At 62.5% G+C, this 16,498-nt stretch carries 12 protein-coding genes; 4 read left to right on the forward strand and 8 right to left on the reverse strand.

Features of this window, described 5'->3' with window-relative positions:
* Positions 1–36 precede the first annotated feature (36 nt).
* Entirely contained in the window at positions 37–978 is a 942-nt protein-coding gene (locus BMX92_RS18890) for an alpha/beta fold hydrolase (protein ID WP_093019364.1), read from the reverse strand.
* Positions 979–1,238: 260 nt separating this feature from the next.
* Between BMX92_RS18890 and BMX92_RS18895 the strand changes: the two genes are divergently transcribed.
* Positions 1,239–2,471 carry a M24 family metallopeptidase gene (locus tag BMX92_RS18895; protein ID WP_093019366.1) on the forward strand — a complete coding sequence of 411 codons (1,233 nt, stop codon included), beginning with the start codon at positions 1,239–1,241 and terminating at the stop codon, positions 2,469–2,471.
* A gap of 50 nt (positions 2,472–2,521) precedes the next feature.
* On the opposite strand, the gene BMX92_RS18900 is transcribed toward BMX92_RS18895, so the two are convergent.
* The 3 genes from BMX92_RS18900 to BMX92_RS18910 form a co-directional block, all read right to left on the reverse strand.
* Complete coding sequence (locus BMX92_RS18900; RefSeq protein ID WP_093019368.1) at positions 2,522–3,970, reverse strand: NAD-dependent succinate-semialdehyde dehydrogenase; 1,449 nt, start codon at positions 3,968–3,970, stop codon at positions 2,522–2,524.
* 124 nt (positions 3,971–4,094) lie between these two features.
* Complete coding sequence (locus tag BMX92_RS18905; protein ID WP_093019370.1) at positions 4,095–5,303, reverse strand: FAD-dependent oxidoreductase; 1,209 nt, start codon at positions 5,301–5,303, stop codon at positions 4,095–4,097.
* Positions 5,304–5,424: 121 nt separating this feature from the next.
* Positions 5,425–6,201, reverse strand: coding sequence for a maleate cis-trans isomerase family protein (locus BMX92_RS18910; RefSeq protein WP_256213507.1), 777 nt, complete (start codon positions 6,199–6,201; stop codon positions 5,425–5,427).
* A 230-nt stretch (positions 6,202–6,431) separates the two neighbouring features.
* Between BMX92_RS18910 and BMX92_RS18915 the strand changes: the two genes are divergently transcribed.
* Positions 6,432–7,583: an FAD-dependent monooxygenase gene (locus BMX92_RS18915; RefSeq protein ID WP_093019372.1), complete on the forward strand. Its 1,152-nt coding sequence runs from the start codon at positions 6,432–6,434 to the stop codon at positions 7,581–7,583.
* A complete protein-coding gene (locus BMX92_RS18920; RefSeq protein ID WP_093019374.1) occupies positions 7,580–9,088 on the forward strand; it encodes an aldehyde dehydrogenase family protein in 1,509 nt (502 codons plus the stop codon). Before BMX92_RS18915 ends, BMX92_RS18920 begins: the two co-directional genes overlap by 4 nt.
* A gap of 75 nt (positions 9,089–9,163) precedes the next feature.
* On the opposite strand, the gene BMX92_RS18925 is transcribed toward BMX92_RS18920, so the two are convergent.
* The 4 genes from BMX92_RS18925 to BMX92_RS18940 form a co-directional block, all read right to left on the reverse strand.
* Positions 9,164–9,790, reverse strand: coding sequence for an isochorismatase family protein (locus tag BMX92_RS18925; RefSeq protein WP_093019376.1), 627 nt, complete (start codon positions 9,788–9,790; stop codon positions 9,164–9,166).
* On the reverse strand, positions 9,787–11,664 hold the full coding sequence (locus BMX92_RS18930; RefSeq protein WP_093019378.1) for a hydantoinase B/oxoprolinase family protein: 1,878 nt from the start codon (positions 11,662–11,664) through the stop codon (positions 9,787–9,789). Before BMX92_RS18930 ends, BMX92_RS18925 begins: the two co-directional genes overlap by 4 nt.
* Positions 11,665–11,678: 14 nt before the next feature.
* Complete coding sequence (locus BMX92_RS18935; RefSeq protein WP_093019380.1) at positions 11,679–13,727, reverse strand: hydantoinase/oxoprolinase family protein; 2,049 nt, start codon at positions 13,725–13,727, stop codon at positions 11,679–11,681.
* 236 nt (positions 13,728–13,963) lie between these two features.
* Positions 13,964–15,466: an aldehyde dehydrogenase family protein gene (locus BMX92_RS18940; protein WP_093019430.1), complete on the reverse strand. Its 1,503-nt coding sequence runs from the start codon at positions 15,464–15,466 to the stop codon at positions 13,964–13,966.
* Positions 15,467–15,658: 192 nt separating this feature from the next.
* On the opposite strand from BMX92_RS18940, the gene BMX92_RS18945 reads away from it, so the two are divergent.
* Complete coding sequence (locus tag BMX92_RS18945) at positions 15,659–16,447, forward strand: IclR family transcriptional regulator domain-containing protein (protein ID WP_093019432.1); 789 nt, start codon at positions 15,659–15,661, stop codon at positions 16,445–16,447.
* The last annotated feature ends 51 nt before the right edge of the window (positions 16,448–16,498 follow it).

Raw genomic sequence — 16,498 nt, forward strand, 5'->3', positions numbered from 1 at the left:
ATGATGCAGACGCATCATTGCGCGGGAGGGCAATACTCATCCCTCGTTGACGAAGCGGCTCAGAATGTCAGCCGTCGCAAGGGGATTATCCTGCATCACAAAAGCGCCCGAATTGGGAACGAAGGCAATCTGCGATGTCTTGAGCGCTGCCTTGGCATCCGCGCTGAACTTCACATAGGCCTTGTCGAACTGGCCATAGAGCAGAAGCGTAGGCGCTTCGACGCGCTTGAGCGTCCCTTTGATCTCCGTGATCGCCACGCCCCGTTCGGACGGCTGGATCCAATGCCCGGCCGCCTTGCGACTGGCAATGCCGTCTTCATTGATCCGGTCGGGATTCACGATGCCGAAAATCTGCGTGAGCAGTTCCGGCTTGGTCGGCACGGGCAGGCCCTTTGCGTCGAACAGAGGTTTCTGCTTCACATCGACCGCCTCGTGTATCTCCGCGAGCGTCTTTTTGCCGCCCAGCGCGCAGGATACGAGCGCCAGACGCCGCACCCTCTCAGGCCAGAAAGCCGCGAGCGGCACCGACAGGCACCCGCCGAGCGACGTACCGATCAGGTCCACCTGCTCCAGTCCCAATTCGTCAAATGCGCCGACCAGCAACGCCGCCGTTTCGCCCAGCGACTGGATATAGGGTGCAGGACCGTTCCAGCGCGACCCGCCATGCCCCGGAAGGTCGAAAGCAATGACCCGTCGACCTTGCGCCAGCGCAGGCGCCACGAAACGCCAGTCCGACAGCCAGCCACCCAGCTTGTGCAGCAGCACGATCGGCGGCTTGCCGCCGCCATCCTGCGGCCCGAGCGTGGCATAGTTCAGCACGCCGCCCGCGCGCGGCAATTGCGCAACGCTGTTCCATGGTCCCTTGGGCGGCATGACGGCGGGTGCTGGCTGCGCAGCGCTGCCGCTCGAACCGGCAGCGACCATTGCGCCTGCGCCGCTCAACCCGATGCTCACGGCAAAATCACGACGACTGAACATGGTCTATAAATTCCTTTTCGATCTCGTTACCGCATTTGGCACAGGCTGTGCGACGCGAACATATCGACGCGGATTGCGGATAAGGGAAGATGCGCGGACGCCCGTCGCCCGGTAGGCCCCGATGGAATCTGGCCGCCAGTCGGACAGGATCGCGCAAGCCGGTCCTTGGCCGCATGGCGAAGAGTTTTATGGAGCGATAGCGCAGCCCCGTTCAAAGCTGGCACCCACCAAGCCGCTACAGACGCGCAAGGAGTATCGACATGAGCCTGCCACGCCCCCTCATCAACCGTGATCGCACGCAGTCGGTGCTGGAGGCATTTGGCGTGGACGCGATGGTCCTGACCGATCCGACCAGCATCTATCAGGCGACCGGCTATTGGCCCCAAACCGTGGCGATGGGTCAGATGGGTGCGGCCATGGCGGTCGTGCCTGCCGATCGGCGCCGACCGGTGGCGCTCATCACCAGCCAGTTTCTCCACTATCTCTACGATCTGGACGATGCCCCGGCGGAAAGCCCGTTGCAATTCTTTCTCTATACCGCTCCGTTCGGCATGGAAGGCGCGGCCAGCGCACCCTTGTTCCTGCCTGAAATGCCAGATGGCCGGCCCGATCCGTGGGACCGCATCACGCGTGAGGCCACATTGACACAGCTGGAGCAACGCCCGGCCTTTCCATCGGCGCTGGCGGCCCTGAGAGGCGCGCTGGAAGAAGCCGGCGCCAAAGGCCTGATCGGTTCGGATTCGCTGTTGGTGGAAGCCTATCTGGGCTACACATTCACCTACCGCCCGGCCGACCCCTTGCTCCGCCGGATACGGATGATCAAATCGAGCGAGGAGATCGCGCTGATGCGCTATGCCGCGCGCACCAATGCGGAAGTCGCGCGCGCCTGTATCCTGTCCATGAAACCGGGCGACCGCTACGAAGACCTGCGCCGCGCTTTCTTCGCCGAAACCGGCAAGCGCGGGGGCACCGCCCTCTTCATTTCCACCGACAGCCCCTCGATCCGCCAGCGCGACGGCGTGATCCGCGAAGGACGATCCTTCCAGATTGATGCCGTCAGCAGCTATGCCGGCTATCATGGCGATTATGGCCGCACCGTTTTTGTGGGGGAACCAGACCCCGTCATCCGCCGCACACTCGACGCCTCGATCGTCGCGAATGAGGCAATCACCAAAATCTTGAAGCCCGGTCTTCGCTATTCGGAAGTCGCGAAAATCGGCAAGGATGCCATTCGCGATGCGGGGTATGACGTGATCGTACCCTGCACCGCGCACAGCGTCGGCCTCTTCCACACGGACGAGGCCTACAAGGACGACGCGCTCCATTTCGTGAAGGACGATCATCTGATCGAAAAGGACATGATCCTCAGCATCGACTGTCCCGCCCTGATCTCGGATGGCGCGGGCAATGTCCATCTGGAGGATTTGTGGCTGATTACCGAAGATGGGTGCGAGCCGCTGAACGATACCAGCGATCCATTTCTCCAGATTTGAGGACAGGACGCCGGAGGCTGCGCAAAGGCGCTACCTCCGGCGCATCATGATCAGACCTGCATGCAGAGATATTTCAGCTCGACATAATCCTCTATGCCGTGACGGCTGCCTTCGCGGCCGAGCCCCGATTGTTTGACACCGCCAAAGGGTGCCACCTCGGTAGAGATCAGGCCGCTATTGATCCCGACCATCCCCGTTTCCAGCGCCTCGGCCACCCGCCAGGTCCGTGACAGATCGTTAGTGTAGACATAGGCCGCCAGCCCGAACTCGCTGTCGTTGGCGAGGGCGACGACCTCTTCCTCCGTCTCGAACCGCATGACTGCGGCGAGAGGACCGAAGGTTTCCTCCCGCGTCACCAGCATGTCACCGGTGACGCCCGCGATGACCGTGGGTTGGAAGAAGGTGCCGCCCTGCGCATCGGGATTGCCCCCGGTCAGCACGGTCCCGCCCTTGGCCCGTGCGTCATCGACATGCGCCTGCACCTTCGCCATGGCCGCCGCGTCGATCAGCGGCCCAAGGTCGGTAGCATCGTCCAGTCCCGATCCCAGTCGCAAGGCGGCGGTACGACGCGCCAACGCCGCCACGAACCGGTCGTGAATGCCCGCCTGCGCATAAAAGCGATTGGTGCAAACGCAGGTCTGGCCGCTGTTGCGGAATTTGGACTGGATAGCGCCCTCTACCGCAGCGTCCAGATCCGCATCGTCGAACACGATGAACGGCGCATTTCCGCCCAACTCCAAGCTCATTTTCTTCACGCTGTCCGCCGACTGGCGCATCAGCGCGCGCCCCACGGCGGTCGATCCGGTGAAGCTGATCTTGCGCACGTCAGTATTGCCCGTCAGTTCGCCACCGATCGCTAGCGCGTCGCCAGTCACGATATTGAGCAAGCCAGCGGGCAGTCCGGCCTCCTCCGCCAGCGCAGCCAGCGCAGCCAGCGCCAGCGCGGACAGAGGCGTCTGGGGTGCGGGCTTCAACACGACGGCGCATCCGGCCGCCAGGGCGGGCGCAATCTTGCGCGTGATCATCGCACTGGGGAAATTCCAAGGCGTAATCGCGCCGACGACACCGATGGGCTGGCGCAGCACCACGATCCGCTTGTTGGCGGCATGACCTGGAATGACCTCGCCATAAACGCGCCTGGCTTCTTCGGCGAACCATTCCAGGAACGACGCCGCATAGCCGATCTCGCCCATCGCCTCGCGCAGGGGCTTGCCCTGCTCGCGGGTCAGCAGGCGGGCCAGTGCATCGCGTTCTTCCAGCATCAGATCATGGAAGCGTCGCAGGATACGCGCGCGCTCGGCTGCCGGGCGCTTCGCCCATGGCCCCATCGCACGCCTGCTCGCCGCGATCGCGCGCGCCGTTTCGGCGGCACCCATGTCCGGCACATGGGCAATGATCTCTCCCGTTGCCGGGTCCGTCACCGCCACCATGCCGCCGCCATCGGCCCCGACCCATTGGCCGTCGATATAGGCGTGCTGTTTCAACAACTGTCGTGCCATGGGCCTTCGCATTCCTTTTCAAGATGAGGGCGGAAATGGCGCCCCCATGCTTGCCGGAACCGACATTCCCACCATTGACGATCTCTGGTTCCGGGCATGATCCGGCCGGATCATACCCCTGCTATCAAGTGATGGCAGCGGCGTCGGCAAGGCTGCTGAACATCGCCTGTTTCAGCAGATAGGCGCGACGACGACCCGGATCATTGGCCAGCGCCTGCATCGCGTCCTGCCGACGCTGATGCGCCTCGCTCTGGCCGCCGCGCATGATCGCCATATTCTCGATCGTCTGCTGCTGGGTAAAGGCATGAGTCACGGTACGACGCTGGCGGTCGTAGAGCTGGAGCAGGTCCGGGCTGCCTTCGCCGCGCAATATCTTCACCAGCTTCTCGCAGCCGTTAAAGGCGTCGTGAATGCCGCTATTCATGCCGAACCCGCCCAGCGGATTATTGAGATGCGCCGAATCGCCCATCAGCAGCACGCGATTGACGTGGAAGCTCTTCGCGACGCGCTGATGGACGCGATACAGGGTGCGATGTTCGGTCTGAACGGCTTCGCCGTCGGCCAGCAGTCCACCGAACACCTGGTTCTTCTTGGCATCCGACGTCAGCCAGGCCGGGTCTTCGTCCAGTCCCGCCGGAACCAGAACCCGCCATACCGATGGGACGCGCAACAGCACCAGCCATTCGTCGGGATCGGAGACATAGTTGACGTGCGACAGGTTGGGGATTTCGTCGTGGATCGGCTGCTTCGTGCTCAGGCACAGGAAATGTTCGGGGTAGGTAAAACCGTCAAACTCGATGTCCAGCCACTTGCGGACCAGCGAGTTGGCACCGTCCGCCCCGATCAGATAGTCCGCGCGGACTTGGCTGATGCCGGTCATATGTTCGAGCGAAACGGTGACCCCGTCATTATCCTGTTCGAAATGGATAACGCGATGGCCGTACATCACCTGCGCGTTGGGCATTTCCTGCAACCGTTCGGCCAGCTTGCGGGCAAGATAATATTGCTCGCACTGGATACGGAACGGAAAGCGCGTGACATCGCTGATCTCGCTCAAGTCGAATGACAGGACTTCACCAGTCTTGCGGTCGCGCCAGCAATAGACGGGCGCGTTTAGCCCGGTTTCCATCAAATAGTCGCTGATGCCCAGCGTATCGAGCATTTCGAGCGTCGGCGGATGAAAAGTCGAGGCACGCAGATCCTGTGCCGCGTCCGGCCCGGTTTCGGCGAGCATAACATCGATGCCCTGCTGCGCGAGGTAAGTGGCAGCTACGCAGCCGACTGGCCCCGCACCGGCGATGACGACCTGAACCCTCTTTGGGTGAGCGGACATGCGATTATGATCCCCTGATAGATTGGAAGCGAGACTAGGGACGGGTAGGAAGAGGCTCTAGGAAGCTTCGCCGCTTGACCGCTGCGCGATCATTCCGGCCGATGCGTTGAGCGTCGGGCGATCAAAACTCTGCGAGCAATCGGCCAAAACCGGGCATCCGATCCGGGATGCCGTTCGCGCGCAGGGCGTGCCAGTAAGTGGCGGTGTTGATCGCGATCACCGGCTTGCCCAGCCACAATTCGGCGGCGGCGGCGAGGCGGATGTTCGAGACATTGGTGCCGACCTGAATGATCGCATCGACATCGTCGCCATCCAGCGTCTTCATCGTATCGCGCAATGTTTGCGGCGTTTGTTCCGCGATCGCCAGCCAGGACGGGCATTGCAATGCCGCATCCCGCACCGTGTCATAGCCATGGTCCGCCAGAAAGCGCCGCACCTGATCGTTGGCGGCAGGATAATAGGGCGAAAAAAATGCAACGCGCTTTACGTTGCCATAGGTCTGAAGCGCGGCGACCACCGCCTCCGCCCCCGTCGTGACGCCCAGGCCCGACAGTGCTTCGATCGATTCGCGCCATTTACGCGCGCCTTCCGCGCCGCCGAAAAAGGTTACGGCCGACATGCCCATGACCAGATAGTCCGGCTGGCACGTCATCACGCCACGCACCGCCGCGGCCGTATTGCCGTCGATGTCCGCCACGCCGGCCATGAACGTCTCGTTCGACACGGCGCTGGGATTATCAACGACGATCCGGCTATAGTGGTTGGTGACGCCCCATGGGCGCATGTCGTCGAAATCGGGCTGGACCACCGTATTGGTCGATGGACCCAAAATACCGAATTTGCGGCGGAAGGCTAGGACATCGCGGCCGTGAATATGTGGTGCGCTGGCTATCGTCACGGGCTGCCCCTCGTATCAGTGAATGCACCGGCATCCACATGTCCTCACCCTCTGGACTAACCGCTTGCGAAAGCGGCTGGACCCTGGCGGCACGATTATCCGCCAGCCGATCAGCAATTGGTGTGAGCGGGGGATGACCGCTGCACGGATAGTCGGGCAGCAGGCCTCGCGCGGCTTTTGCGGCGCGTCAAAACCGGGCTAAAGGCGTGTCGACCAGTCTTGGAGTATCCATGGGACCGAGTACGAAAATCATAGTTGTAGGTGGCGGTATCGGCGGAATGACCGCTGCCGTTGCGATGGCGCAGGCCGGCATGGCCGTTACGCTGCTGGAAGCGGCGCCGCAATTTGGCGAGATTGGCGCCGGTGTAACCCTGTCGCCCAACGCCATGAAGGCGCTGGACCATATCGGCATTTGCGAGGATGTGGCCCGCGCCGGTATCGAACCAACGCGCCAGCGTATCCAGCATTGGCAGGACGGACGGATTCTGCGCCCCGTCGAACGCGCCGATCAACGCGCGAAATATGGCGCACCCTATGTGACCATCCACCGAGCCGACCTGCATGCCGAACTGATGAAGGCAGCGCAGGCTGCTGGCGTTATATTGCTTCAGGATGCAGCGGTCACCGATAGCGAAGGCAATAGCGTCATCTTGCATGATGGTCGCCGTCTGGAAGCCGATGTCATCGTCGGCGCCGACGGCGTGAAATCCGTCATTCGTAGCCGTTTCGAAACCACGCCTCCGCATTTTACCGGCCATGTCGCCTGGCGCGCGCTGGTGCCAGCGGAAGGGGACATGATCCCGCTCGCGGAATATCCCGGCATTCATATCGGCGCGGGCCGCATGATCACGCGCTATCCGGTGCGCGGCGGCACTCTGCTCAACCTCGTCTTCTTCGCCCGGCAGGATGGATGGACGGACGAAGGCTGGACGATCCCTGCCGATGTTTCCGATCTGACTGCCACCTACGAAGGCTGGTGCGAAGAGGTGCAGGCGATGATCGCCGCTGCCGGACGCGGTCGTCTGTTCAAATGGGCGATCAATGCGCGTGGTCCGCTGACCGACTGGGTGGTCGAAGATCGCGTGACGCTGCTGGGCGATGCCGCCCATGCCATGACCCCGTTTCTAGGCCATGGCGCGGCCTGTGCGCTGGAGGACGCGGTCGTGCTATCGCGCGCACTGGAAGCCAGCGACACCGTCGCCCAAGGCCTGCGCCGTTATGTCGCCGCCAGACATGAACGCACCAGCTTCATCCAGGCGGAATCAAACGCCAATGCAGACCGTATGCAGGGACAGGACAGCGACACGTTCGGCCTTGCCACATTGCGCGATGAAGAATCGCTTGGCCTCTTCACTTATGACTGCAGGACTGTCGCCATATGATCGCTCCCAGCCCCTTTGACGGCCACGCAATATCCGACGCCACACGTGCGTTTCTGCATGGCCCCCATCGGCTGTTCATCGACGGCGCCTGGGTGGATGCCAGAGCCGGCGCAAGCCATGTTACCAGCGACCCCGCCACAGGCATCGAACTGGCGCGGTTCCAGGTCGGCGATGCTGGCGACATGGATGACGCGGTGCGCGCCGCCGCGCGCGCCTTTCTGCCCTGGTCACGCTTTACTGCGGCGAAGCGATCTGCCCTGCTCTTCCGTCTGGCACGGATCATGGAAGATAATGCCGATCTGCTGACGGAACTGGACGTCATCGACAATGGCATGCCGATCAATATCGCCCGCTTAACGGTCGATAATTGTGTGGAGATGGTCGATTATTATGCGGGCGCCATCCTGCGCATCGAGGGCGTTACCATGCCGCCGCCCCGGCATATCGCCGATATGGGCGAAGCGCTGACCTATACGTTGCGCGAACCCGTGGGCGTCGTCGGCCTGATCGTTCCGTGGAACGTCCCCTTGTCGACAGCCATTTTGAAGCTGGCCCCCGCGCTCGCCGCAGGATGCACCGCCGTGGTCAAGCCGTCGGAAGAAACGCCGTTGTCGTTACTGGCGCTGGGACAAATGGTGCTGGACGCGGGTTTCCCGGCGGGCGTCGTCAATATCGTGAACGGTTTCGGCCCGGCGGTCGGCGCACCGTTGGCCGAACATCCGCTAGTGGACAAGATCAGCTTCACCGGATCGACGGCCACTGGTCGCCGAATCGTTCAGGCCGCTCTGGGCAACCTCAAGAAAGTGTCGCTGGAACTGGGCGGCAAATCCCCCGTCGTCGTGATGCCCGACGCCGATCTGGATCAAGCGGTACCGGGCGTCGCGCTGGCCACCTTCTTCCTTCAGGGACAGAATTGCATGGCCGGCACCCGCATCTTTGCCCATGCCGATATTCACGACCGGCTGATCGAAGGGTTGGCGACCTTCTCGCAATATATGACGCTGGGTCATGGCCTGTCACCCGACACCCATCAAGGACCGCTGATTTCGCAAGGGCATATGAACAAGGTTCTGGGCCATATCGAAAAGGCGAAGCAAGAGGGCGCACGGCTCGTCTGTGGCGGCGCCAAAGTAGACCGGCCCGGCTGGTTCGTGCAGCCCACCATATTCGCCGACACGCGCGGCGACATGGCGATCGAGCGCGAGGAAATTTTCGGCCCGGTCATGGCCGTCCGCAAGTTCGATACGATGGATCTGGATGCGATTGCAGAGCTGGCCAATGACAGCATCTATGGTCTGTCGGGCAGCGTCTGGACGCGCGACCTGTCCACCGCGCACCGTCTGGTCGCCCGCATCCGTTCGGGCCACGTATCCATCAACACCCACGGCGCGGTCGGCACGAACGTTCCGTTCGGCGGCTATGGCCAGTCGGGCTGGGGCCGCGAATTCGGTAAAGACGGGCTGGACGCCTTTCTGGAAACGAAAGCCGTCACGACGCGGCTGTGACGCGCTATGCAAAAAAGGGGGCGCGGATCATGATCCGCGCCCCCTTTTTTTGTCCGGCAATCCTCAAGCTTCTGCCTATGCGCAGCCGATCATGTCGATTGCGCGCGCTTCGGATATGACTTCGGCATATTTCGCCTGAAGGTCGAACAGGTTGGCCTCATGCGGTCCGGGATGACGATCGCCGCATGCCTCGCGCACGACGAAGGGCCGAAAGCCGTTCTGCAAGGCATCGAGCGCCGTCGCCCGCACGCAACCGGATGTCGAAAAGCCAGTGATGAGCAGCGTGTCGATCCCCTGGGCCGTCAGCGTGGAGGCCAGAGACGTCCCGAAAAACGCTGACGCATATTGTTTCGATACGATCGTGTCATCGGGCAGCGGCTGGAGCGTGTCGGGAAACGCCCCCATGGCCGATCCGCGCTGGAAAGCGGCAAGGGCAGGCACTTTGGCATAGAATAGCCCGCCATCGGCCCCACCCGGCTGATAGACGACATTCGTAAAAATGACCGGCAAGGCAACAGCGCGCGCCGACCCCACCAGCCGTTCGTTGGCGGCGAGCGCCACTTCGAACGCCGGATCGTAAAGCACCGAACCCGGCGTCAGATAGGCCACCACCACATCGACGATCAGCAACGCGGGGCGCTTGCCGAAGGGGAGCGCCCCATCGAACGCCCCGGCATAATTATCCTTAAGCTCCGCGCTCATTCCGCCGCCTCCAGCGCAGCCTGCCAGCGCGGCTGCTTTGGCGCGGGAAGGCCGGTTTCGGCTTCGCACTGCGCGCGCAAGGTCGCGATGTCGGGACCGAAGTCGAACACCTGCACGGCGCCACGCTCCGCCCTCGCTTTGGTACGCAGCGCCTGCGTCGCGGCGTCATCGACGTGACCGTCAGCCCCGATCACCACGCCATAAGCCTTCGCCCCCTCGACCGTGACCAGCCCCTGCACGATTTCTTTGGCGACCAGTGCGGGATCGCGGTCCAACGGATCGCCCCAGCCGCCGCCGCCCCATGTGATGAAGTGCAGGACGTCATTGGCCTCCACCGCCAGATCCTCGATCTTGTTCCCCACGATCGTCTGCGACCCATCTGGCTTTTCCAGGATCTTGCGCGCACGAGCACCCGGAGCGCCGCCATTCACGCCCCATGGCGGCACGAACCAGCGGTCGTCATGGATAGCGATCTTGCCCGCTTCCAAAAAACGGTAGGACATGATGATGCCGTTGCCGCCACGATGCAGCCCCGCGCCGCCCGAATCGGCCACCGTCTCGTAACGTTCGATCACCAGCGGGAAGTAGCGCTCCAGAAATTCGTTGGGCACGTTGGTGAAGTTGGGGAAGAGCGAGTGGCCATCCGGCCCGTCACCCAGCGGACGCCCCGGTATCCCGCCAAAACCGATCTGGAACAGTTGGAAATATTCGCCCGCCTTGTCGAACCCCGAGTAGAAAAGATGCGGGCTGGAGGAGAAGCCTGCGGCGGTGAGAAATTCAGGCGTCTTCTGGCCCAGCAGGCCACCCAATATGTCGAACATACGGCCCAGCGCGTGGGTCCGCCCCGACAGCGCCGCCGGGAATTTCGGCTTGAGCAGCGACCCTTCGGGAATACGCACGTCGATCAGGTCATAATAACCATCGTTGAATAGGATCTGCGGATCGAAGATCATGATCATGTAGATGCCGAAGAACATGCGCATCATGTTTTCGTTCAGGAAAAAATTGATGGACGCCTGACTCTGCGGATCGGTGCCGTCGAAATCGAGCACGACCCGGCCATCTTCGCGCCACATGGTGCATTTGATCCTGTACGGGCCATAGCCTAGACCGTCGTCGCAGATATAATCTTCGAAACTCACTTTCTCTTCGCTGATCGCCGTGTCGATCAGTTGCTTCATTGCCTTGTGATTACGTGCCAGCAGCTCTTCGCAGGCGGACACGAACACATCGTCGCCAAAGCGCTCGGCCATCTCCACGATGCGGCGCGACGCGACCCGGCAGGATGCGATCAGCGCATTTAGGTCCGCCTTGCACCAGTCGGGCGTGCGGACCTGATGCATGATCAGGCGGATGACGTCCTCATTGTAGACGCCCTGCTTGTAAATCTTGATCGGTGGAATGCGCACGCCCTCCTGAAAAATGGAGGTGGCGTCGATCGGCATGGACCCTGCGACCATGCCGCCAATGTCGGATTGATGCCCGAACATCGACGTATAGGCGATCAGGCGACCGTCCTTGAACACCGGCAGCAAAACCAGCCAGTCGTTGCAATGGCTCACCGCGCCGCCGACCGAATAGGGGTCGGACAACATGATAAGGTCGCCCTCCTCCACCGTGCCGGCATAGCCGTCGAGGAACGGCCCGATATAGGAGCCGAACTGGCCCACGATCATGCGGCCCTTATGGTCCGCGATCAGTGGGAAGGCGTCGCCCTGTTCGCGAATGCCCGGCGACATGGCGGTGCGCACCAGCGTCGCATCCATCTCGACACGGGCGTTGCGCAGGGCGTTTTCGATGATGTCGAGCGTAACCGGGTCGATGGCCTTCTTTTCGAAGGGCGCTTCGTTGCTCTGGATGATCCGTGCGGTCATGTTCTGCGCTCCTGTCAGGCCAGGGTGATGAGGATGTTGCCGACAGCATCGAGCGTGCCGATGCAGTCGGATTCGATCAGCGTGGTCGAGTCCATTTCCAGGACGATCGCCGGTCCCTGAATGACGTCCTTCGCCTTCAGCTTCGCGCGGTCGTAAATGATAGCAGGCTGCATGCGACCATTCATATAGAGTTGGTGATCGCGAACCTTGGCTTCGACCGGGTCGCCATTGCCCTCCTGCAACGGGGCCGCGGGCAGGTCGAGCGACTGGCCCATCGCGACCGCACGCAGGTTCACGATTTCATGTTCGCTATCCATGTTGAACGTGAAGAGGCGGTGATGTTCCTCATCGAACCGGTTGGTGAGGCCGATCAGGCCCTTGTCCCCAAGTTCGTCCAGCGTAACGTCCATCGGCACTTCAAAAGCCTGCCCCGAATAGCGGATGTCCACTTCGAAGCCGACGCTGATATCAGCGGCCGCGACACCTTCCTGCTCCAGCTCGCCCCGGATCTGCGCATCCATTTCGCGCATCACGTCGGCCAGCGCTTCGGCGCTGGTCTTGGACGCCAGCGTGGAAAAGGAGCGCGCCGTTTCGGTGCGCATGCGCGTCGTCGCATCGCCAAGCGCACACAGCACGCCCGGCGATACCGGCGACACCGCAGGCCAGCTGCCCATCAGGCGGGCGACGGCATTGACATGGATCGGGCCCGCCCCGCCAAAGCCCATCAGCGCGAAGTCGCGCGGATCATAGCCCTGCTGGACGGAGATCATGCGCAGCGCACCGAACATATTCTCGTTCACGATATCGATGATGCCCCGTGCCGCCGCATAGAGGTCGATGCCCAGCGCGTCCGCAATGGTCTGCACCGCCTTGATCGATCCTTCGCGATCCAGGTTGAACGTACCGCCCAGCAGCGCTTCGGGTAGATAGCCCAGCACGACATTGGCGTCGGTCACGGTCGGCAGGGTGCCGCCCTTGCCATAGGCGACCGGCCCCGGCACGGCGCCGGCCGACTGAGGTCCGACACGCAGCGCCCTGGTCAGTTCGGGCACATAGGCGATGGAACCGCCACCCGCGCCCACCGTCTTGACGTCCAGCGCAGAAGCACGCACGGCAAGATGGCCGACTTCGGTCGTGCGCACGCGCCGTGCTTCGAGATTTTCGATCAGCGCCACGTCGGTGGAGGTGCCGCCGACGTCCAGCGTCAGGATATTCCTGATGCCCGCATTCTTACCCACCCAGATCGCGCCGGTGACACCGCCCGCCGGCCCGGACATCAACAGCGACACCGGATGCTCTTCGGACTTTTCGGATGTCATGAGGCCACCGTCCGACCGCAGCAGCGACAGCTTGCCCGCCATGCCCGCGTCGCGCAGCCTGGATCGCAGGTTGCGGACATAGCGGCCCACCACCGGGCGCACGGCAGCATTGGCGACGGTGGTCAACGTCCGCTCATATTCCTGCATTTCCGGCAGGACGACATGGCTGAGCGACACCGGGACGTCGGGCAGGATTTCCGCCGCCAGTTCGCCCACGCGCTGTTCATGCGCGCCATTCAGATAGGCGTTCATCAAGGACACGGTCAGCGCCTCGACTCCCTGCGCCTTCAGCTTCTTCAGCTGCGCGCGAATATCGTCCTCATCGATCGGACGCAGTTCCTGCCCCTGCGCGGTCATGCGCCCATTGATCTCGAACGTGTCTTCCAGCGTCGCGAGCGGTTCCGGCTTGGGCCACACGATCCAGCCCGCCAGACCGCCCGGCACGAAACTGCGTGCGATCTGCATGATCTGGCGGTAGCCCTCCGTCACGATCAGGCCCACACGGGCGCCCTTTCCTTCCAGCACCGCGTTGGTCGCGACGGTGGTGCCATGCAGGAAATATTCGATGTCGGCAGGCGTGATCCCGGCCTTGCCGCAGATCGCCTCGACACCATTCAATATCCCTTCGGAACTGTCATGTGGCGTCGACGGCGTCTTGTGCCGCCAGAATGCGCCACTGCCCTGATCGAACAGCAAAAGGTCGGTGAACGTGCCGCCAACATCGACGCCCAAGCGATAGGCCATGCAATTGCTCCTGATGGCGGGCCATGCCCGCGATTATGCTCGTACGGTGCGGCGGAACGACGGCGCATGGGACGTGCGCGGTCGATTGCCGTTGATCCGATCCTCACCGAAAGTGCCGGGGGCTGAACAGATTGGCGGCGTGTTTGCTCGCGCAGCGGTCATGCCGTGCGGGTCAGCCCAAAAAGAAACCCGCCATGTCGGACATGGCGGGCAGATAAGGACCGATGATCAGGCGGTTACAGGACCGCGCAGACCGTTTTCCATTCCAGATAGGAATCAAGCGCCTGCTTGCCGCTATCCCGGCCCCATCCCGACCGCTTGACCCCGCCGATAGGAAGCGAAGCGTCATACATGGCATGACAGTTGATCCATACGGTGCCCGCCTCGATCGCGCTGCTCATGCGATGCGCCGTGGATAGCGATTCCGTCCATACGCTCGCTGCCAAACCATATTGGCTGTCGTTGGCCGCCGCGATCACATCCTCGACATCGTCGAATGGCTGGGCGACCACGACCGGTCCGAACACTTCCTCCTGCACGATCTCCATGTCCGGTCGCACATCCGTGACGACCGTCGGCGCCATGAAGGTGCCCGCATTGCCCAGCAATTCGCCCCCGGACAATATGCTGGCGCCGTCCTTGCGTGCGCCATCGACAAAGCGCGCGACGCGGTCGGCGTGGCGGGACGACACCAGCGGCCCCATCTGCGTTACAGGGTCAAGGCCGTGGCCCATCGCCAGTCCCTGCCCGTAACGCACCACGCCTTCCACCACCTGATCGTGGATCGAACGGTGGACATACAGGCGCGATCCCGCGATGCACACCTGCCCCGCGTTGAAGAAGATCGCGTTGGCGACGCCCGGAATGGCTAGCTCCAGATCAGCGTCAGGCATGACGATAGCAGGCGATTTGCCGCCCAGCTCCAGCGTCATGCGTTTGAAGTCCGTCTTGGCCGCATCCATGATCGCCCGGCCCGTGGCAGTGGAACCGGTGAAGGCGATCTTCGCCACGCCCGGATGACTGGCCAGTGCAGCGCCTGCGGTCGCGCCCGCGCCAGTGACGATGTTGAGCACGCCAGCCGGCAACCCCGCCTCCATCATGATTTCGCCCAGCAACAGCGCGGACAGCGTCGTATCTTCGGCAGGCTTCAGCACGATCGTGCAGCCGGCCGCGAGTGCCGGCGCCAGCTTCATCGCGGTCAGGACCAGCGGAGAATTCCAGGGCACGATGGCCGCCACGACGCCGACGGGTTCCCGCACGGTCCAGCTGCGCACCTGCTTGCCTTCGGGCTGATAGTTGATCGAGCTGTCGATCATATTGCCTTCGATCATCATCGACTGGCCGGCGAAGAAACGAAACTGGCCGATGGCGCCGGGGATTTCGGCCCAGCGTCCCACGAACAGCGGCTTGCCCTGATCAAGCGTTTCCAGTTCCGCCAGATCGTCGATCCGCGCTTCCATCAGGTCGGCGATCTTCCACAGGATGCCCGCCCGCTGTGCCGGCGTCATCCTCCGCCATACCGGCAACGCTCGCCTGGCGGCCTGCACGGCGTCATCGACATCGCTTGCAGACGCGTCTGCGATCAGGCCGATCGTCCCGTTCGTGGCCGGGTCCACGGTCGGCAGCGTTTCGGCGGCCTCGCTCCACTGCCCATCGATCAACAAGCCCTGCCCCTGCGCCCGCCGATCGAGAAAAGCACGCGTTTCGGGGCGAAGGTCGGGGCGGTTGATCTGAACCATATGCAATTCCTCAATACTCATGGCGATGCACGGCATCGCGACCTGATTGACGAACATTCATCAATGATCAGCAATGCCGAACGATGAAATCTCCATTTTATCCGGCAGGCGGATAGATTATGCTTTTATATCCGCGTTGCGAGAATTGCATGGTCACCTGTCGGACATGAAAGCGTCATGAAGGAGTCGCATATGGAAAAAGGCGTTCCCATCCGGTCCATCAGTCGTTCGATCGCCGCGTTGAAAGCGATCAACGAAAAAGGGTCGCTCAGCATGATGGAAATCTCACGCGCGTCGCGCGTACCCTATCCCACCGCATGTCGTATCGTGCAGACGCTTCTGTATGAAGGCCTGATCGAGCAGGAACCGTCGCGCAAGCGTTATCGGGCCACGGCGCTGGTGCAGACGCTTTCCCACGGGTTTCAGCATCGCGACAAACTCGTCAGCTGCGCCCGCCCGCACATCATGGACCTTACCCGCGAAGTCGGCTGGCCGATTTCGATCGCGATTCGCGTCGGCCGCCGCATGATGCTGCGCGACAGCACGCATAGCAGCACCGCGCTGACGTTCGAAAACTACTATCCAGGCTTCACCCTGCCGATCCTGGACAGCGCATCGGGCAAGCTGTCGCTGGCCTTCGCGGCGGACGAGGAGCGCGAGATGCTGCTCGGCTGGATGAGCGAGATGCCCGAGGTCGATCTGGACTATCTGCGGTCGGCGCAGGCCGGGCTGGACGTCGAAAAGATCCGCCGGGACGGCTATGCCGTTCAGGGCCGCAACCATTATAACCGCACCCCCGGCAAGACGTCGTCCATCGCCGTCCCCATTTTCAACGATGGTGAGTTCGAAGCGGCTATGACAATGGTCTTCTTCGTCAACGCCATGAAGCTGGATGCCGCGCTCGATCGGTATCTGCCCACGCTTAAACGCTATGCGGCGGCGATCTCCAGCGACCTGAGTGGAGATGGCGGCCGGGCCTGACCGCCCGCTCCCGATGGCTTGCCCGCACAGCGGATAGCTGCGCGACCGATA

The sequence above is a fragment of the Sphingobium sp. YR768 genome, from assembly GCF_900111125.1.
Lineage (GTDB): Bacteria > Pseudomonadota > Alphaproteobacteria > Sphingomonadales > Sphingomonadaceae > Sphingobium.